The 17998-nt window shown below is 68.0% G+C and carries 17 protein-coding genes; 12 read left to right on the top strand and 5 right to left on the bottom strand.

Annotation, left to right across the window (positions count from 1 at the left end; translation table 11 throughout):
• The first annotated feature begins 188 nt into the window (after nt 1–188).
• From ACFV0G_RS07045 to ACFV0G_RS07025, 5 genes are all read left to right on the top strand, one after another.
• Complete coding sequence (locus ACFV0G_RS07045) at nt 189–1658, top strand: DUF3375 domain-containing protein (RefSeq protein ID WP_380542885.1); 1470 nt, start codon at nt 189–191, stop codon at nt 1656–1658.
• Nucleotides 1655–2239 carry a DUF4194 domain-containing protein gene (locus ACFV0G_RS07040; protein WP_380542882.1) on the top strand — a complete coding sequence of 195 codons (585 nt, stop codon included), beginning with the start codon at nt 1655–1657 and terminating at the stop codon, nt 2237–2239. The genes ACFV0G_RS07045 and ACFV0G_RS07040 overlap by 4 nt, the downstream gene beginning before the upstream one ends.
• A complete protein-coding gene (locus tag ACFV0G_RS07035; protein WP_380542879.1) occupies nt 2236–5676 on the top strand; it encodes an ATP-binding protein in 3441 nt (1146 codons plus the stop codon). The genes ACFV0G_RS07040 and ACFV0G_RS07035 overlap by 4 nt, the downstream gene beginning before the upstream one ends.
• A complete protein-coding gene (locus ACFV0G_RS07030) occupies nt 5673–6866 on the top strand; it encodes a Wadjet anti-phage system protein JetD domain-containing protein (protein ID WP_380542876.1) in 1194 nt (397 codons plus the stop codon). Before ACFV0G_RS07035 ends, ACFV0G_RS07030 begins: the two co-directional genes overlap by 4 nt.
• A 103-nt stretch (nt 6867–6969) precedes the next feature.
• Nucleotides 6970–7107: a hypothetical protein gene (locus tag ACFV0G_RS07025; protein ID WP_380542873.1), complete on the top strand. Its 138-nt coding sequence runs from the start codon at nt 6970–6972 to the stop codon at nt 7105–7107.
• A 146-nt stretch (nt 7108–7253) separates the two neighbouring features.
• Here ACFV0G_RS07025 and ACFV0G_RS07020 read toward each other — a convergent pair whose 3' ends face one another.
• Both ACFV0G_RS07020 and ACFV0G_RS07015 read right to left on the bottom strand, forming a co-directional pair.
• Nucleotides 7254–7697: a hypothetical protein gene (locus ACFV0G_RS07020; protein ID WP_380542870.1), complete on the bottom strand. Its 444-nt coding sequence runs from the start codon at nt 7695–7697 to the stop codon at nt 7254–7256.
• The gene (locus ACFV0G_RS07015; RefSeq protein ID WP_380542867.1) at nt 7694–7999 is read right to left on the bottom strand and encodes a hypothetical protein; all 306 of its coding nucleotides are present in this window, start codon (nt 7997–7999) and stop codon (nt 7694–7696) included. Before ACFV0G_RS07015 ends, ACFV0G_RS07020 begins: the two co-directional genes overlap by 4 nt.
• Before the next feature lie 529 nt (nt 8000–8528).
• On the opposite strand from ACFV0G_RS07015, the gene ACFV0G_RS07010 reads away from it, so the two are divergent.
• Nucleotides 8529–9323, top strand: a complete 795-nt coding sequence (locus ACFV0G_RS07010; RefSeq protein ID WP_380542864.1) for a restriction endonuclease — start codon at nt 8529–8531, stop codon at nt 9321–9323.
• 49 nt (nt 9324–9372) lie between these two features.
• On the opposite strand, the gene ACFV0G_RS07005 is transcribed toward ACFV0G_RS07010, so the two are convergent.
• Complete coding sequence (locus tag ACFV0G_RS07005) at nt 9373–13548, bottom strand: hypothetical protein (RefSeq protein ID WP_380542861.1); 4176 nt, start codon at nt 13546–13548, stop codon at nt 9373–9375.
• Between the two features lie 133 nt (nt 13549–13681).
• Here ACFV0G_RS07005 and ACFV0G_RS07000 point away from each other — a divergent pair, with 133 nt between their 5' ends.
• A complete protein-coding gene (locus ACFV0G_RS07000; protein WP_380542858.1) occupies nt 13682–14185 on the top strand; it encodes a Helicase associated domain protein in 504 nt (167 codons plus the stop codon).
• A gap of 694 nt (nt 14186–14879) precedes the next feature.
• Here the strand turns inward: ACFV0G_RS07000 and ACFV0G_RS06995 are convergent.
• Complete coding sequence (locus ACFV0G_RS06995) at nt 14880–15347, bottom strand: NUDIX hydrolase (protein WP_380542855.1); 468 nt, start codon at nt 15345–15347, stop codon at nt 14880–14882.
• On the bottom strand, nt 15334–16059 hold the full coding sequence (locus ACFV0G_RS06990) for a DUF5919 domain-containing protein (RefSeq protein WP_380542852.1): 726 nt from the start codon (nt 16057–16059) through the stop codon (nt 15334–15336). Before ACFV0G_RS06990 ends, ACFV0G_RS06995 begins: the two co-directional genes overlap by 14 nt.
• 212 nt (nt 16060–16271) lie before the next feature.
• Between ACFV0G_RS06990 and ACFV0G_RS06985 the strand changes: the two genes are divergently transcribed.
• From ACFV0G_RS06985 to ACFV0G_RS06965, 5 genes are all read left to right on the top strand, one after another.
• On the top strand, nt 16272–16712 hold the full coding sequence (locus tag ACFV0G_RS06985; protein ID WP_380542850.1) for an ATP-binding protein: 441 nt from the start codon (nt 16272–16274) through the stop codon (nt 16710–16712).
• Between the two features lie 5 nt (nt 16713–16717).
• On the top strand, nt 16718–16888 hold the full coding sequence (locus ACFV0G_RS06980; RefSeq protein WP_380542847.1) for a hypothetical protein: 171 nt from the start codon (nt 16718–16720) through the stop codon (nt 16886–16888).
• Between the two features lie 5 nt (nt 16889–16893).
• Nucleotides 16894–17175, top strand: a complete 282-nt coding sequence (locus ACFV0G_RS06975) for a hypothetical protein (protein WP_380542844.1) — start codon at nt 16894–16896, stop codon at nt 17173–17175.
• On the top strand, nt 17172–17483 hold the full coding sequence (locus tag ACFV0G_RS06970) for a hypothetical protein (RefSeq protein WP_380542841.1): 312 nt from the start codon (nt 17172–17174) through the stop codon (nt 17481–17483). Before ACFV0G_RS06975 ends, ACFV0G_RS06970 begins: the two co-directional genes overlap by 4 nt.
• A 228-nt stretch (nt 17484–17711) precedes the next feature.
• Nucleotides 17712–17927, top strand: a complete 216-nt coding sequence (locus ACFV0G_RS06965) for a putative ATP-grasp-modified RiPP (protein WP_380542838.1) — start codon at nt 17712–17714, stop codon at nt 17925–17927.
• The last annotated feature ends 71 nt before the right edge of the window (nt 17928–17998 follow it).

The raw sequence follows: 17998 nt of genomic DNA, 5'->3' as shown, positions 1-17998 counted from the left end.
TGTCCCGGAGGCGGCGTCGTGCCCGCTGACGGGCCTTGCCCCGATCAGGCCGGCACGGCGCGCCGCGAAATTCCAAAAATATTCGCAAATGTATTCGCTTTTCTGTTTTTGTCAGTGCCGGTTTTTAGGGTGACGCTATCTGCCGGACCCAGGCGGGACGGGCGTTTGCGTGTGCGATCGGGGGTTGCGTGGACTTCGACGAGGTCACAGGCCTGGTGGGCCATCCGGCCTGGGTGCTGCTGCGGGCGGACACCGCCGCCCTGGTGCTGTCGCTGGGCGGCACGGTGTTCGTCGACGAGAACGCACGCGGGGTGCCGCAAACCGTCCTGGAGTCCCGGCTGGACGACCAGCTCTACCTCCTCAACGACCGCGACAACGGCGCATTTCCCCGGTCGGCTGCCGCCTACCTGGCGGAGTGGACGAAAAACGGCTGGCTGCGCAAGTACTACCCGCCCGGCGAGGACGAGGCGCATTTCGACGCGACCCCGGCCCTGGAGAAGGCCGTGGCCTGGGTACGGGGCCTGCCGGCCCGTTCGTTCATCGGGACCGAGTCCCGCCTGAACACAGTCGTTGCGCTGCTACGGCAAATGGCGTTCGGCTCACAGACCGACCCGCAGACCCGCATCGACGAGCTGCGCAGGGAACGGGACACGATCGACGAGCAGATCTCCCGGCTGCTGACCGGTGAGGTGGAGGTGCTGTCCCCGTCCGCGCTGCTGGACCGCTATCAGCAGGTGGAGAGCACCGCGATCGAACTCCTGCGGGATTTCCGCGAGGTGGAGGGGAACCTTCGGGAGCTGGACCGGCGGCTGCGCCGGCAGGTAGCCACAGCCGAGGGCGGCAAGGGCGAGCAGCTGGCCGCCTTCCTGCTGGACCGCGACGAGATTGCCCAGTCCGACCAGGGGCAGAGCTTCCAGGCGTTCTTCGACTACCTCCTGTCCCCCGACCGGCAACAGGAACTACGGGAGCTGCTGGAGCAGGTCAGCCAACTGCCGCAGCTGGAAGGCCGGGCCAACCGGGGCTTGTTGAAGGTCCCGCACGCCTGGCTGGAGGCGGCAGAGAACACCCAGGACACGGTCCGGCAGCTGACCGAGCAGCTGCGCCGCTTCCTGACCGACCAAAGCCGGGCCGAGGACCGGCGCGTGCAGGCGCTCGTACGCTCCATCCGGCGTCATGTCGCCGACCTTGGCGGCTGCGATGACCTGCCCGGCATGGAACTGGAGCTGCCCCGAGCAGATCTCGCGCTGCCGATGGAGCGGCGGCTGTACATGCCGGTCGAGCGCATCGAACTGGACACCACCGCGGTGGAGGAGTTCGACGACGCGGCGGTGGACCTCTCCGAGCTGTTCGCCGGCGTCCGCGTCGATGCCGAGGCCCTGACCGGACTCGTCCTGGACGCCGTTTCCGCGAGCCCGACCGGCCAGGCAAGCCTGGCCGCCATCGTCGACGGCCATCCGCTGACTCAGGGCCTCGCAGAACTGCTCGCCTACCTCCAGGTCGAGGACCCCGGCCTGGACGTCGCAGTCGACCCGGACCGCACCGACCAGCTCGTCTATCCACGCGTCCAAGCACCGGGGCACACCCGGGCGACGGTGCCGCACGTGACGTTCGTACGCAACGAGGGCGGCAGCGCCGCCGGAAAGGCAGACCGGAAGTGAGCGACGCCCTGACCGTCCCCGTGGTCCACCTGCTGAAAAACGGCGTGCTCTACCAGAGCGACGCCCCCGCCGTGTGGGAGCGGATCCTCACCCAGCAGGCAGCGATCGGCGACTACCTGCACGTGATCGGCCTCGACGTCGTCATTGACCGCGCCGAAGGCTACGCCTACATCCGCCAGCAGGACACCGAAGCCCGTGACGACGGCACCACGGTGCCGAGGCTGGTCACCCGGCACCGGCTCTCGTTCCCCGTCAGCCTGATGCTCGTCCTGCTGCGCGGGCGGCTCGCGGACAACGACGCCGGCTCCGCCGACCCGCGCCTGGTCCTCACCCGTGACGACCTCGTCGAGATGGTCCGCGCCTTCCTGCCCCCACGCAGCAACGAGGCCCAGCTCGTCGACCAGATCGACGCCCACACCAAGAAGCTCGTCGAGTTGAAGGCGCTGCGCCCCACCAAGCAGACCGGCACCTACGAGGTCCGGCGGCACCTCAAGGCCCTGGTCGATGCCCAGGACCTGAACGACTTCAACGACCTCCTCGCCTCCTACCGCGGCACTGTCTCGACCAAGGACGACGCATGACCCTCACCAGCAGCCCGGCGGGGCTCATCCCGCGGCAGGCCGCAGCCGAGCCCACCGGCACCCTCGGCATCGGCCCCGGCTACCGGCTCGCCCGCCTGGAGGTGCTGAACTGGGGTACCTTCCACCGCACCACCTGCACGTTCGCCATCGACGGGCACAGCGCCCTGCTCACCGGCGGCGTGGGATCGGGCAAGTCCACCCTGGTGGATGCCCTCACCACGCTGCTGCTGCCCGCCCACAAGATCGCCTACAACAAGGCGGCGGGTGCCGAGGCCAAGGAACGCGACCTGCGGTCCTACGTGCTCGGCTACCACAAGAACGAAAGCATCGAGGCGACCGGCAGCACCCGCCCCGTGGCGCTGCGCGATCACACCTCCTACAGCGTGATCCTGGGTGTCTTCACCAACTACGCCCTCGGCACCCATCTCACACTCGCGCAGGTCTTCTACTGGACGTCTCCGACCAGCACCGGCCAGCCCGAACGGATCTACCTCACCGCCGACGCCCCGCTGTCCATCGATGCCGACTTCACCGGCTTCGGCACCGACATCGACGACCTGCGCCGACAGCTGAGGCAGCGCCGTGCCACCGTCCACGGCAGCGCCTACACCCAGTACGGTAAGACCCTGCTGAGAGGCCTGGGGATCCCCAGCCCACAGGCCCTCGACCTGTTCCACCAGACCGTGTCGATGAAGGCTGTGGGCAGCCTGGACGAGTTCGTCCGCGAGCAGATGCTGGAACCGTTCGACGCACACACGGCCGTCGAAAAGATCGTCGCCCACTTCGACGCACTCACCGCCAGCCACGACGAGGTCGTCCGGGCCCGTCAGATGATCAACAGTCTGGCGCCCATCGTGGAGGCGTGCGACCGGCACGACACCATCCAAGGCGAAATCACCGCCCTGGAAGGACGCCGCACCGCCGTCCCCGCGTTCTTCGCCCGCCACCGCCACCGTCTCCTCACCGCACGCCACACGAACCTCCTGTCCGCCGAAGCGGCCCTGGAGGATCTGCAGTCGGCCCGCGAGCAGGAGCTGAAGCAGCTGCGCGAGACGGCCGAAGGACTGCGGCGGCGCATCGAGGGTGCGGGCGGGGAGAAACTCGTCGCCCTCACCAGCCGGATCCAGGAACTCGGCCGCGAACGCGGACGGCGCCAAGGGCGCGCCACCGACTACGGCAACTGGCTCGCGCAAGCAGGCATGGACCCCGTCACCGACACCGCCTCCTTCCGCGAACGCACCGCCCAGATCTCCGCCGCCCGTACCCGGGCCGAGGAACAGGAGCACCACCACCGCGCGGCGCTCGGCGCCCTGGCCATCGAACGCCGCGACAACACCGCCGCAACCGACGACGTACGGCGAGAGATCGCCAGCCTGCAGCAACAGCGCTCCAGCATCCCCGTACGCCTGCTGGAACTGCGCCACGAGCTCGCCGCCGCCACAGGCGTCCCGGACGAGGCCCTGCCTTTCGCCGGCGAGCTGATCCAGGTCCGCGACGACGAAGCCGCGTGGGCCGGCGCAGCCGAACGCGTCCTGCACGGCTTCGCCCTGTCGCTTCTGGTCCCGCACACTCACCACGACAAGGTCTCCGCCTGGGTCAACGGCCGGCACCTGGGACTCAGACTTGTCTACTACCAGGTCCCCGCCCACACACCCGTCACCGCGCTGCCGAACAATCGGACGGTGCTGGCGGGGAAGCTCGAACTCAAATCCGACACCTGGGCCCGGGACTGGCTCGCCGCGCAGCTACTCTCGCGCGCCGACTACCTGTGCGCCGCAGACCTGGACGCGTTCACCCGCGCCACCAGGCCCGCCGTCACCCGCCAAGGCCTGTTCAAGGCTGGCGGCGGCCGCCACGAGAAGAACGACACCAACCGCATCGACGACCGGCGCACCTGGGTGCTGGGATGGAGCAACCGGGCCAAGCTCGATGCCCTCCTCGCCGACGCTGCCCGCCTCACCAGCGAAAGCGCCGACATCACCACACGCACCCAAAAACTCGAGAAGCTGTACGAGGCCCGCGCCGGAGCTGGCACCGCGCTGACCCTCCTGGCCAGTATCGCCACCTACGCAGAACTCGACTGGCAGACCATCAGCGCGGACATCGAACGCCTTGAGAAGCAGAAGAAGGCCCTGGAAGCCGAGGCCGGCCTGGACGAGCTCACCGCGCAGCTCCAGCAGGCCGACACCGAGATCGAGCAGAGCGAGACGGCCGTCTCGGCGGGCCAGAAGGAACTGGGCGGCCTGCGACGCGACACCGAGCGCACCGCTGCCCTGCTGGACAAGACTGCCGCCCTCCTCCAACAGCACGACCTCGGCACCGCCGCGGAGCACGAGCAGGCACTGACCCGGTACCTGCCCGCCGACAGCGGGAACGACGACAGCCGGCTGGAGGAGCTCGACAACGCCGAACGCCATGCCGAAACAGCGCTGCTGCGCGCCGGAAACGGCCGCCACGAGGCGCTGCGCCGCGCGGCCGGCCAGACCGCCGGCCTGATGACCGCCTTCCGCGGTACCTACCCGGCCCACACCACCGAGCTGGACACCACCGTCGACTCCGCCGACGGCTACCGCGCGCTGCACCGCCGACTCGCCGACGACGACCTGCCCCGCTTCGAAGAGCAGTTCCTGCAGTACCTGCGGACCAACGTCATCCGCGACATCGCTTCCTTCCAGGCCCGCCTCGGCGCCCAGGAGCAGCAGATCCGCGACCGCATCGACGTCATCAACACCTCGCTCGCCGGGATCGACTACAACCCGGGCCGCTACATCCGGCTCAACGCCGCCCCCACGCTGAACCGGGAGATCCGCGAGTTCCGGCACGATCTGCGCGCCTGCACCAGCGAAACCCTCTCGAACGAGACCGGTGACGCCTACACCGAGGAGAAGTTCCTCCAGGTCAAGAAGCTCCTCGACCGTTTCAAGGGCCGTCCCGAACACACCCGCCCCGACACCGAGTGGACCGCCAGGGTCACCGATGTGCGGCGCTGGTTCCTCTTCTCCGCCAGCGAGCTCAACCGCGTCGACAACACCGAGCACGAGGCCCACTCCGACTCCGGCGGCAAGTCCGGCGGTCAGAAGGAGAAGCTCGCCTACACCATCCTCGCGGCCTCCCTCGCCTACCAGTTCCGCATCGACCCCTCAGCCGCTGCGGCCAAGACCTTCCATTTCGTCACCATCGACGAGGCCTTCGCGCGCGGCGACGACCCCTCCGCCCGCTTCGCTCTCGGCCTGTTCCAGCGCCTCGGCCTGCAACTGCTCGTCGTCACCCCGCTTCAAAAGCTCCACGTCATCGAACCCCACGTCACCCGCGTCGGCTACGTCGACCGGCCCGACAAGACCCGTTCCCGCCTGAACACCATCCCCATCGAGGAGCTCCGCGACCACAAGCGCACGGCAGCCCCGCAGGCCCCCAACCTCCTCCAGGAACAGTCGTGACCCCGGCACGGTGGACCGGCCCCGAGCAGGTCGTCGCAGCCCTGCACCGCAACTGGGCCAACGGCCGGTACCTGGCCGCCGCCGCCAACGGCCACCCCTTCGACCCCGTCGAAGTGCCGCTGAAAGGCCCGAGCGCGACCGACACCCTCCACCACTACGACCAGGCGCTCGCATGGGCCCAGGCATGGGCCCCCGACCGGCACCCCAGGCTGACGATCCGCACCCGGCACATCGGAGGCCGCAACGGCACACCGTCGAACACCGTCCCGGACCGGGCCTGCGTCGAGACCCGCGAACACCTGTGGGCCCTGCTCGGCGTCACCGACCAGGTCGACCGCTTCCACGCCCTGCACGACCAGACCGCCGGCCATGCCCCCGACCTCGCCCAGTGGATGGCCGACCACCCGATGAAGGTCCTCGCCCACGAGGCGGACTGGCACCGGCTCGTGCGCACCACCTGCTGGATCCGCGACCACACCACCGCACCGCTCTACCTGCGCCAAATCGACACCCCCGGCGTGGACACCAAGTTCATCGAGACCAACAAGGGCATGCTCGCCGAACTCCTCGACCACACCCTCCCCGAGGACCGCATCAACGCCGGCGCCCCGAAGAGCGACCTCGCCGCCCGCTACGGCTTCCGCGCCAAACCCGCCTACGTACGCCTGCGCCACCTGGGCGCGAGCCCTCTGCCCTTCAGCGAACTCACCGTCCGCGCCGAAGAACTGACCACCCGACCCCCCGAAACACACACCGTCTTCGTCCTCGAGAACGAGATCACCTACCTCTGCCTACCGCCCCTCCCCACTGCCATCGCGATCCTCGGCTCCGGATACGCAGCCGCACTGCTGCACCACCTGCCCTGGCTCAACGACGTCAACCTCCACTACTGGGGCGACATCGACACCCACGGCTTCGCCATCCTCAACCAGGTCCGAGGCCTGTTCCCCCACACCCAATCACTCCTCATGGACCGCACCACCTTCCTCGCCCACGAACCCCACTGGAGCACAGAGAAGACGCAGGCCCCCGGCCACATGGCACACCTCACCCCAGAGGAAGCCCAACTCGCACACGACCTCGGCAACAACACGTACGGGCCCAACCTGCGCCTGGAACAAGAACGAATCCGAATCTCAGCCGTTCGAAGCGCTCTCGACGCTGTCACACAAGGCTGCAGGCCAGCGTGACAGATCGCTCCCGCCGGCACGACGAGGACTGATCCGCAGGCGGGTCGTCGCTCCCTACTGCCGCCACCGCCCGCACCGTCGGGCACGGATACATCGCCCCACAGTGCTCGCACTCGCCCCGCCTGGCCCGGGTCTGCTCCACCAGCCGCCGAACGCCCAGCACCTCCCACCGCCGGTGGTCGGCCGCCGCTTCGCCGACGGCTTCCCGCTGCGCCCGGAGCCGCCCGCACTCGTGCGGTGACCACCACCGCTCCTGCGGCGAGGGGAGAGCGGCCCCGCCGGGGACCACCCGGCAGTACAGGTTGACCACTGGCTGCTTCTTCGGCCCCTGCCCTGCCGCGCTGCTGGCTTCGGGGCCTGGCACGGCAGGGCGGCGCTCGATGCTCGTCAGATGGCCGCCTCTGCCTGCTTGCGCCTCGCCCGGTAGGCACGTTGCTTGCAGGCCGGTGAGCAGTACCTGGCGGGCCGCCCGCCAGCCGTTGTCATCGGCTGGATCGCCGGACGGCGGCACTCCTGGCAGGCCCGGAGCATGCTGCGCTCGAACTCCCTCAGCGCGAGCCGGGCCGACTCGGGCAGGTCCTCCAAGGCAGCCGGTCCCGCCCCATCGGCCTCCGCCATGAAGGCGATGATCCTTTGCACCCTCCCCATGCGCTGGCGCCGGGCTCTGGGCGTCAGCCCCGTGAGCCGCCGCGCATCCTTCCGGCACAGCCCCTCGGCCGCCAGCAAGATCAGCGCGAACTGGACACTGTCCGCGGTCCCGGTACCGGCGAACGTCGTCCCCTTCAGGGCCCGCTCCGCGGTGGGATCCCGCCGGACCGCCGCCCTCTTCACCGCACACCCTCGGGGTTCTGCCCGTCCGCAGTCGGCACCGACTCCGGGAGGACGGTCAGCTGCGCGGCGGCCCCCCTTGCGGATGGGTTCCAGGCCGCCACCAGCTGCTGCGCCCCCTGGCGGCGCGGGATGAAGGAGCACAACTCCCTGACCACCGGGGGGATCCTGTCGAGGATCACCGGCACGTCCTGCGACCTGGCCTTGCCGACGCACACCTTCACGATGTACCCGAGCAGGATGAGGACGCCGAGGACGATGACCACCAGGGCTCCCAGCAGGGCGGCGGCCAGCTCAGTGTTCACTATTTTTGCTCCCTTATACGACGAGAGGCCCCCGCTGACGGCGGAGGCCTTTAAATGACGAGTTTTTCTTTTTGAAGAAAAAGGACCCGCCATCTAATGGCGAGCCGGTTTACAAATGGGCACAACTGTGGCGCTTGGGCAACCACTATCCCAGCGCTCTGACGACATGTCAAACTACCGATGCGGCAGGCGTTTCCACAGGTGGGAGCCAGTCTAGAACCGCTACGTCAAATTGGGCCGGTATCGTAACGCGGAGCGTCGGGCTACGCCCGGACGAGCGGCTTCAGGCCTGCGATAGCGCTCCTTCTTCGAGGTGAGGCCGGTGCCAGCGCACCGTCTTCAGCGCTATACCTCGGCTCGCGACGCAGGGCTGGCTGGGGCGGTGCGCTCGGTGTTCGCCCCAGAGACGCGGGAGTTGGTCCTCGAGCTCGACCTGCCGGGGCAGGACGCGGTGCCGAAGGAGGTCGGGTGGCGGTACAAGGCGGGAGCTCCGCCCCAGGTCGTGCCACAGCCTCGCAAGGAGGTGGAGGTGAAGGAGATCTACCGGGTGCTGGTCGCGCGCCTCGTGCTGCGCTGCTTGGATGAGGTCTTCGCAGCCACTCCCCCGCTGCTGGTCGACGCCGTCGCCGTCAACGCCCACGTCCACAGCAAGGACCGGGCCACCGGCAAGCACATCCGCCCGTGCCTGGTCAGCGTCCGAGCCGGCCGCGCACCGTTCGAGGATCTGGTCTTGGACGAGCCTGCCCTGGATCCCGTCGAGTGCTTGCGCCATCTGAATGCGATCGTCTCCCAGCACCCCTTCGACCTCGAGCCCGTGCGGCCGGTGGTGACATTCGACCTGAGCCGGTACAAACTCGCTCCCGAGGTCGACGTCGTGGCCGGTCTCGACAGCCGACCCGACCTGGTCGCCCTGGATCCCATCGAGTTCGAGCACCTCATCCGCCGGCTGTTCGAGGCCATCGGGCTGAAGGCATGGGTGACCCAGGCGTCCCGCGACGACGGCGTCGACGCCGTCGCCTACAACGAGGACCCCATCGTCGGCGGCCTGTGCATCATCCAGGCCAAGCGCACCAAGAACACGGTCCCCGCCGAAGCCGTCCGCGCTCTCGCTGGCGTCATGCACGACAAGGCCGCTGCCAAGGGCATCCTGATCACCACCGCCTGGTTCGGGCGTACCAGCCGAGATTTCGCCCAGCGCACCGGCCGCATGGAACTCATCGACGGCCGCGGCCTGAAAGCCCTCCTCCGGGAACACCTCGGCATCGACGCCCTCCTCGGTCTGCCCAAACTCCCACCCGGCTGGGAACCCCGCGACGTCCACTGAACCAGCCACCAGCCGCCTTGGCATCACCGGTAGCGGCACATCAAGAAGATCAGGGCGTCGGCAGTGCCGTCGTACGCCATTGCACGGTGCTGTCGGGCAACCCGCAGTCCAGGGTGACCGCGGCAACGGAGACGTGCCTCAGCTCGCGCTGGCGGTGTGCCTCGGTGTCCTGGTGCTGCCTGACCTCGTCCAGGCTGTGGCCGTGCGTGGGACAGCTGCGCTTCCTCGCTCCCCAGCGGTCGCAGTGGAAGTAACCCGTGAGCAGCACACCGGCCGTGCGGGGGGTCTGCAGATAGCCCGCGACGAGCTGGTCGGCCAGCGCTGTGCTCAGGGAGGAGTTCCAGCAGCCCTTGCACTCGATGACCAGCTTGATGGGATCGTCGCCCGTGCCTTCACAGGCTGGGAGCTCGATCTGGATGTCGGTGCGCAACCCGGGGAAGCCGGGCCGAAGTACCTGGACTTCCCGGTTGATGACCACGCGGTGACCTCCGATGTCCTGCAGCAGGAAGGTCGCGACGATGTCGCTGAAGTCCTCCTCCCAGCAGGGCCACCAGTCGGTGTGGTTCACGCCGTGGCTTTCTCGGTTCCACAGCGCGACGATCAGGCCGTTCGGGCGATGAAGGGCCTGCTGGAAACGCTTGAGGGACTCACTCACGATGTCCAGCAGGTGGCGTTCGTCGCGTACCACCCGAAGGGTCGAGTGAGCGGCGAGTTGCAGGAGCTGCTCCGGCGGGATCGGCGCAGCGTTGCGGGCGGCCGCGGCACGGGCGGTCGTGCGAGCCTGAAGACGCAGCTGCCAGACGGCCGGATACTCGGAGGCAAGGCCTCGAAGCTCGGCTGCCGCTTGCTCGGTGTTGTGAGCCGAGAGGATGTGCGGCAGGGAGTAGACCATGTCCTGGACCCGGTCCTCGCCGCGGACGAACCCGTTGTGCAGAGCCCGGGTGCTTGCCGCTTCGACACCGATATGGCCGACCAGAAGGCGGTAGAGGTCAGCGATGTCCCTGTCCGACAGCAGGCCCACCGCTGCAGGCCAGCTACCGGGCGGAGCGGGCAGCTGGCCCAAGCCTTCCATAAAATCCTGCAGCACACCCTGGTCCTCGAGCCCGCTGCGGACGGCTGACCAGTGGTCCCGGAGGCGATCGCAGTGAAGCAGCGTAGTAGCAGCAAGCATCCAGCGGACCCGCTCATTGGACTGCGGCTGAAAGCCCGCGGGATCCATCGCCAGCACCCCGGCCAGCGATTCCATTGCCCCTTCATTGCCGAGCACGGCGAGCTCACCGATCACAGCCTGCCACTGCTCGGGCCTGCGGTCCGGATCACCGGCCCACGCCCGAAGGGCAGCGTGCGCGAGTCCGTCCGGCAGGGCCGCGTATGCGCGAGCGATAGTGCGGACGGTGTCGTCGTGCACAGCGTTGAGGACCTCGGTAAGGAACCCGGACAACGCGTCCCCAGCCCGTGCGGCGCAGAGAGGCAGGAAGCGACGCTGAATGCTCTGAGCGGCGAAGTTGTACGCCTGGGTGGAGGCCAGGGCGACAGCCCAGCCGGCCCACTTCTGCGGATCGTCAACCTCCGACGGCAGACACTCCAGGAAAGCGAACGCACTCAGGTCCGGTGCATTGCTGAACTCGAACGCGCCACGAGGGGTGAGGCGGGCCGGGCTCAGCGCAGGCGCAATGCGCACAAGGTGCTGCGCGGCTTGTGCAACCGCATCGGACAGTTCTGAGCCAGGCGCTGGCCGGGAAGGCGCCTCGCTGGCAATCGTCAGTGGCGGCTCGGTCGTGGAGAATGTCTCCCCGCTGGCCGTCCGGAGCATGTGATTGACGACATCTGCCCAGCGCTCGTAGACGGTCTCAGCCCCGGCCGCCGTGACGGCAGCCAAGGCCTCGCGCAGTCCGGGCTCGCTGTAGGTGTTCTGCCGCCGCTGCGCCTCAACTGCCTCGCGGCGCTCCCGCTCGTACGGGTCTTCGACGGGCGGGTTGTCCCAGAAAGCTGTGGCCTCACGCAAGGACGGGTACGCAGCACGGGCCGCCTCACACCGAGCCAGGATCTCGGGATCCCCGGGCCGGGGAAATCCGACCGCGAGGCGCCTGAGATGCGGGCTGACCGAATCGAGCAATTCCCAGTTCTCGGCCCAGTAGACGAGATCGTCCGCTTGCAGGAGCGATCCGCCCATAAGACCACTCAGCAACGTGATGAAATGCTCGCTGTCCTGCTGTGTCATCAGGTGGTACGCGAGGCGTCGACGAGTATCTTCGCTGTCGGACAGAGCCGCACCGAGCTCCTGGTACGGAGATCGCATGGCGCTGTTGAAGAAGAGATCGGAGTCGAGTACCAGAGCCATCATGGCCTCTGCCACGATGGCAACAAGATCGTCGTCACTAGGCACCTGGTCCGCCAGGGTGACAGCACGGGCGAGAACCGCAACAGCAAGGTCCGGGCTTCGATGCGTTACTGGGTCCGTGAGCACACCACGGGCCCACACCGTCGCCTCAACGATTTCCTTGAGTGAGATCTGCTCAGGAATCTCACGGCGCAGCATGAACGCGGTCCCGATGTAGCTGGGGTCAGGGTCGCGGACCTTCGCAAGGAACTCGGTCAGGCTGAGGTGGTCCGGCCGAAGCCGACGAAGTGCTGCGGCAACGACCTCGGGGGAATCGTCATCTGCAAGCGTCTTCAGCCGGCCGACCGCCGCATTGGCCGGATCTGTGACACCACCGAGTGCGGCCACCCGGACCTCGGGATTGAGGTTCGTATCCTCGGCAACGGTCAGCAGATCGTCTGCGAGATCAGGGCAGGCGCACGCCCTCGCGATGCTGACCGCCCCGTACAGCAGATTCACCTCCGTTGCACTGCGAAGGTAGGGGCGCAGCTGCGCAGCCAGATCCGAGTGGCGCAGGCGATGAAGGGTAGATCGCTCGAGGTGTGCGGTGTCGTCGCGCTTCAAGAGGGCCAGCAGGGCGGCGACAACGCGAGCCCTGTCCTCGTCGGGGCGGCTTTCCAGGTCCGCGAGAAGCAAGGCCGTCGGGTCGTCGCGCACCAGGTCCTCGAAGACCTCGCTGTCAGTCGCGCTGCGCCATGCCGCGACCGCCTGGTGGGCGGGGATGACGTGCCGGGCCTCCCCATCGCCGACCCACAACAGCTCCCGCTGCACCGACGCCGACATGCCGCGGCCCCTAAGGAACTCGGCTGCGAGGAACTCCTGGTAACTCTTGTGCGCGAACGACCACCTGTAACTGCCCTCAAGCGGAACCAAAAGACTCGACTCGGTCAGCTGGTGCAGCTCGTTCATGGAACACGGGACCGGTGTGCCCAGGTGTCCGGGCTCGTCACCCGAGGCCACCCATGACAGGGCGAGGTCACCGGCACTGGCGCTGCCCGGCTGCGGCGGGTCCTCGGACAGGCCTGTGTATGAGCCGAACTGCATGGCTGCAGCAACCCTCGCGGCTACCGCGAGGAGGTGCTCGGGGGCGGCCAGGGTACGCCTTTGATCGTTGCCCTTGGGGCGCCGGGTCTCCTTGCACAAGTGCAGGCAGGCTTCCCTATACGCTTCCTCGGCCGTGACGGGCAGATGCCCGTTCGTTGTGTAGCCGGTGAGGAGCTGGCGCAGCGTCAGCGGGTTCGTCGCCAATGCCACCAGGCCTCGCTGCTGCACCAGGCCAGTGAAGACGCTAGGGTCCGCAGCGCCCATCACCTCCGCGGCTGTGGAAACGTCCTCGCGCGACAACGGGGCCAGGCCCACGACCCGCACCTGCTCCTCGGACCAAAACCGGCCGAGCTCCCGCTCCAGGTCAGCTGGCCACCGCGCGGTTCGACAGCTGATCCGGAGCCTCAACCCATCCCGCGCCCGATCGTCCACCGCCTCCAGTTGCTCGATGATCAGCTGGTCCAGCTCGAGCAAGTGGTCCAGCCCCTCGTCGAGGCCGTCCAGCAACACATGCCACTCCCCCGAACCAGCCGGCGGCTCAAACACCTGGGCAAGCTTCACCTCGGCGCGAGCGGCATCTGTGCCGCACTTACCAAGATCAAGGAGCTTGGCCGATAGGCCCGCAGCCTCCAGGTCAGCCAGCTCCTGATCGAACGCGCACGACTTACCCATGCCCCACTCACCGCGAAGCACCAGCGCAGGAACATGCCGCATATCCGCCAGCGGCATGCCCGGTGCGGAACCGGCGAAAAGGGACGCCACAGGCCAGCCGTAGTGGTCCGACTCCGGCTGCTCGTCCAACCGGAACACCCGACGCTTCCACGGCAGACGCTGCCAACCCACCACGCCCTACCTCCAAGCTGCCCAACCACCACGACCCCAGGCCCACCATCACCCTAGAACCCGCAGCCGACACACACGCCCGCCAGCAACTATGGACAGAGCGCAACCTCAACACAATTCCCAGTCGCTCGATAAACCTGCGCGCCGCCCAACCAACCTGCCAAGACCACCCCGCCGCCAGCAACCCAGCTGGCCACGGGGCGCGGAAGCGCTCAAACAACCTGAACAGCCCACCCACTCACCTGCGAACCAGCCATCGCACCCAGCCACTCCAACTGCGAAAACACAGCACATTTCCCGCCCCTCCACGCAGAAAAACCAGGCCGCGACAGGCATCGAGGCGGACCCCGAGCTGGTCGCCGCGAAGCAGGCCGCGGAGGCGAAGCCGAAGACGTCCCGCGCTGACCGGTTCCAGCTCCACCTGGCCGCGCTCGCGCAGTTCGTCGAGCGGGAGGGCCACGCCCGTGTTCCGCGCACCTACAAGACGGGCGAGGGGCTGTCGCTGCGCGCGTGGCTGAACAACACCAGGGCCCGCCGGGACAAGCTCACCGCCGAGCAGCGTGGACAGCTGGAGGCTCTGGGCGTGGCCTTGTAGGTCCCGCCCCGGACGGGGTATGTGCTGCTGAACCCGGCGCGGCTGTGGCTCAGGTGCCGAGGTTCTCGTGGCGAATCATGCGGCGGAGGCGGGAGTGTCTGATCCCAGGTGCTGTCGTCCGGGGTTGAACGGCGTGCTGGCGCTCTCCGAAGAACCGGGCCAGGCAGAGGTCGCGGGTGGTGAGGACGACCCCGACGCTCGTGATCGCCCTCAGCGCCGATGGTGTCTTTTGCTGGTTCGTCGAGTGAGGGCCCGCCGCCGGGACTTCATCTCGGACCACCGCGTCGCCGGCTTCTACCGGCATCTCGTTAGGGCGCAGGCCCACACCGAGCGGGGAGTGGCTGGTCCGGGCTGAACGGCCTGTCACCGGACTTGCCAGCCAACCCGAACTGGTCAAATTGGGGCTGGGCGAGTTCGGGCAGCCGCAAGGTCCGACGATGATCCTGGACGAAGGCGCCACGCCCAGTGATAGAGATCGACCATGTCCCTGCCGAGCTGGGGGCGGGGGAACCGGGCACTGGTGATGTCCCGACTGCGGCGCACGTGTGGGGTACAGGAGGGTGCGGCTGCGAGGGAACGGACTGCTGCGGAATCCTCGCAGTGGCTGAGGGCGAGGTAGGCAGCGAGAACCGTCACGGATTGGCTCTTCTGTTTGGACGGGAGATACGTGCCTGCAGCCGCCAGGGAGCTCTCGTCAGCGGACGACGGGGATGTCGCCGGAGCGCCAGTCGTTCACTCGTTTGCGGATGCTGGGAACCATCGGTAGTGCCTCCACTTGTTCCGGGGTGAACCATGCGACATCGATGGATTCGTTGCTGGTGCTGAGCTGTCCGCCGATAGGGCGGCCGAGGAGACAGATGGAGAACTCCTGCCGGACTTCACCGTCGTCGTAGGCGAAGACGTGGCCCGGGTCGGTGTAGGTGCCGACGATGCCCGTGATCTCGATGTCGATGCCGGTTTCCTCGCGGGTTTCCCGGATTCCGCAGCCGGCGAGTGATTCGCCGAGGTCCATCTTGCCGCCTGGAAGTGCCCACATGCCGTTGTCGGTGCGGCGCTGGAGGAGAACTCGGCCTTCGTAGTCGACGACGACCACGGAGGCAGCCGGGACCAGACTGTTCGCCTTCGGGGCGTTCGGGTCGTTCTCGTAGTCACGCCGTGGCATGTTCCACCTCCGAGTTCGTCCATACGTTGCGGCCGCGGCCCCACAGCCCCTCAACGTGGTCCAAGTACCGGTCGAATACGCCGTTGTCCTGAGCCCGGCGGAGGTGCATCATCGGGGCGTCGTGCCCGACTCTACCTGGCAAGAGGGGCGTCACGATCATGTCGTTGTCGAAGCGGAAAACCGACAGGTGGGCGTGGCCCGTCTCGAATCGAGCTTCGATGTTCGGCACATCGCGGAGCTTGCTGAGCTCAGCCAGTGTCACCTCGATCCGGGTGGAGAGGGTGAGCGGTACGGCTTCTTCGCTTTCGCGCTGGCGGGTGACCGGGGATGCCGGGTCACCGAGGATGAAGCGGATCCGACAGCCCGCGGCAGCCTTCTTGCGCAAAACCTCGCCAAGTCGTGCCTGCTCCAGCCAGAGGAAGTAATTGGTGTAACCGGCGAACACCAGCTCACTCTCCGCCCGGCGGATCAGCTGCGCCCACAGCGACGTTGGCGCAGCGGATCGGTATGGATAGAGCTGGACCAGTTCTCGGTCGGGTCCCGACTTCACCAGGGTCTGCACGGCTGGCCAGAGCACGGTTTCCTCCTCATCGAGCGCCCGGCTGGCCGCTGCACGGTGCCGAGCGTGGGGCACGCGTGCTGGGTTGCTGACCCATCGTCCGATGGTCTTCGGGTCGACACCTACGGCACGCGCGAGCAGAGCTTCGGTCATGTTCGCACGGGCCATGGCCCGCCTCAGAGGTTCATTCACGGGGCACCCTTCAGGTCTGCTGGGACGAGTAAAGGTGTACCAGTAAAACGTTCCAAACGTCCCTGGAACGGGGTAGGACGTCCTCGACATCCGCCCGATGATCGGTATGTGACGAAGTATCAACAGAACGTATTGATTGCCGGGCTTGAGGTCGACAAGGCCAGGGAGGTGTCGTGCTTCCGCTGACGAACGAGATCGACGTGCAGGGCAGGGGTGACGCGGCGCGGGAAGCGCGGGACCGGGTGGTGCGCATGCTGCAGGACTGGCGCCTGCCGCTGTCGGAGGAGATTCTCCAAGCCGTCCGGTTGTGTACCTCCGAGCTCGTGGCCAATGCCGTGGAGCACGGTGGTGGCACCTGCCGGGTCCGAGCGTCCTGGACCGGTAGCCACCTGCGGGTGGATGTCATCGACACCAGCAGCAACGCCCCCGAGACCGGCTGCCCGACCTGGGACGCCATCCGGGGCCGCGGCATGCTGCTGGTGGAGTCCCTCGCCACAACCTGGGGCTGGGAGCCGAGAGGTGACGGCAAGACCGTCTACGCGCTGTTCGCCCTGGACACCTCGACCGGACCCGGCGCCCAGTCGGCACCCGCCCCCGTCCTGGCGGCCGGGTGAGCGAGATGAAGATCCGCGTGTACGAGCGAGACCCCGGCGGCGGAGAGACCGAGCTCGTCCCGCCGACCGTGCTCACCGGCAGCGACAACCCCTACGCCTACCACCCCGCGGCGGCGTTCCCGCTGTGCGAGTGCGAATCCCCCCGGTGCCCCTCGAAGATCGGACGACCCCGTTGAGCTCGTTGACGCCCATTGCCGGCTTCGGCCTGGTGATCGGACGCCGGCTGACCACCTGGACGATGCGGCTCGACGACGAGCCGCATCCCTCGCAGCGCCACCTCCTCGCCTGCCTCGGCGAGTCCGAGGACGGCACCCCTTGCGAGGCGCACTCCGGGGAACGGGGGACCTTCGAGGACGCCAAGCGGTGGGCCGCAGGCCACGCCCGTCTCCACCCGGACCACCGCAGGTTCTCCCAGCTCTCGGAGCTCGCCTGGGTGATGGTGCCCGACGAGGAGCCCGAATGACGTTCGAGTCCGGAATCCTGCCTGCCGTCCCGCCCGGCCTCGCCTGGACGACCGGTCTGTGCTGCGAGTGCCTGCACCTCCGCGACGTCACCGACTTCGGCATCGCGGCGATGGACGGCGACACCGTTCCCCTGGCGATCTGCCGGTTCTGCCTCGGCTACAAGCGGCACAACATCGCCGAGGTCCGGCGCTTCCACCGGTACGCCACCGCGGCCGGATGGCGCGCGCACCGCATCGCCCGCTGGTCCCGCGCCCGCACCCGGCGCGTCCGAAGCCGCGGCCGGCACGCCGTGTCCGCCGCCACCTGAACCGCCCGCTCTGGCAACCCCCGGCAGGGTCTCCCCCGCCCTGACAGCCAGAGCGGGCCCCACAGGCCCCCCGGGCCGCCACAACCCTGGACAGGTCGTGCCGGCCCAGGGCGGGCCGGCACCACCACGCACCCGACAAGAAGGAGCCGAAGTGACCACAGCACCCTGGGGCACCACCCGGATGGCCGCTACGAAACCACTACCACCGCCGTCCCGGCCTTCACCACCGTGATCGACCCCGATACGCAGGAAGCCGTCCGCATCGACGAGCAGGACCGCCGCGTCGACATGGGCGCCCACGGCACCAGCACCAACGCTCCACCCCCACCAGCACCGGCAGCAGCGACGGGTCCTCCCCGTCCACCGACAGCGACAGCGACCCCAGCAACGAGCAGGACTAGCTTGATCTTTAAGCAATCACCTCGAACGAGCCGTCGAACTTGATCACTCGTATCGGTATCTGCCGCACACGGAAGCGGCCTTCGTCTGATCATGTGCTCCGACCAAGGAACACA

Origin of the sequence: Kitasatospora sp. NPDC059571 (assembly GCF_042735675.1) — a bacterium.
Lineage (GTDB): Bacteria > Actinomycetota > Actinomycetes > Streptomycetales > Streptomycetaceae > Kitasatospora.
The sequence above is the reverse complement of the archived record's forward strand: the minus strand, read 5'-3'. Positions and strand labels throughout refer to the sequence as shown.

Excerpts from the sequence above, each read along its gene's own strand:
- ACFV0G_RS07035 (WP_380542879.1), top strand. The coding sequence starts at position 2,236 with ATGACCCTCACCAGCAGCCCGGCGGGGCTCATCCCGCGGCAGGCCGCA.
- ACFV0G_RS07000 (WP_380542858.1), top strand. The coding sequence starts at position 13,682 with ATGGACAGAGCGCAACCTCAACACAATTCCCAGTCGCTCGATAAACCT.
- ACFV0G_RS06995 (WP_380542855.1), bottom strand. The coding sequence starts at position 15,347 with ATGCCACGGCGTGACTACGAGAACGACCCGAACGCCCCGAAGGCGAAC.
- ACFV0G_RS06990 (WP_380542852.1), bottom strand. The coding sequence starts at position 16,059 with ATGACCGAAGCTCTGCTCGCGCGTGCCGTAGGTGTCGACCCGAAGACC.
- ACFV0G_RS06980 (WP_380542847.1), top strand. The coding sequence starts at position 16,718 with ATGAAGATCCGCGTGTACGAGCGAGACCCCGGCGGCGGAGAGACCGAG.
- ACFV0G_RS06970 (WP_380542841.1), top strand. The coding sequence starts at position 17,172 with ATGACGTTCGAGTCCGGAATCCTGCCTGCCGTCCCGCCCGGCCTCGCC.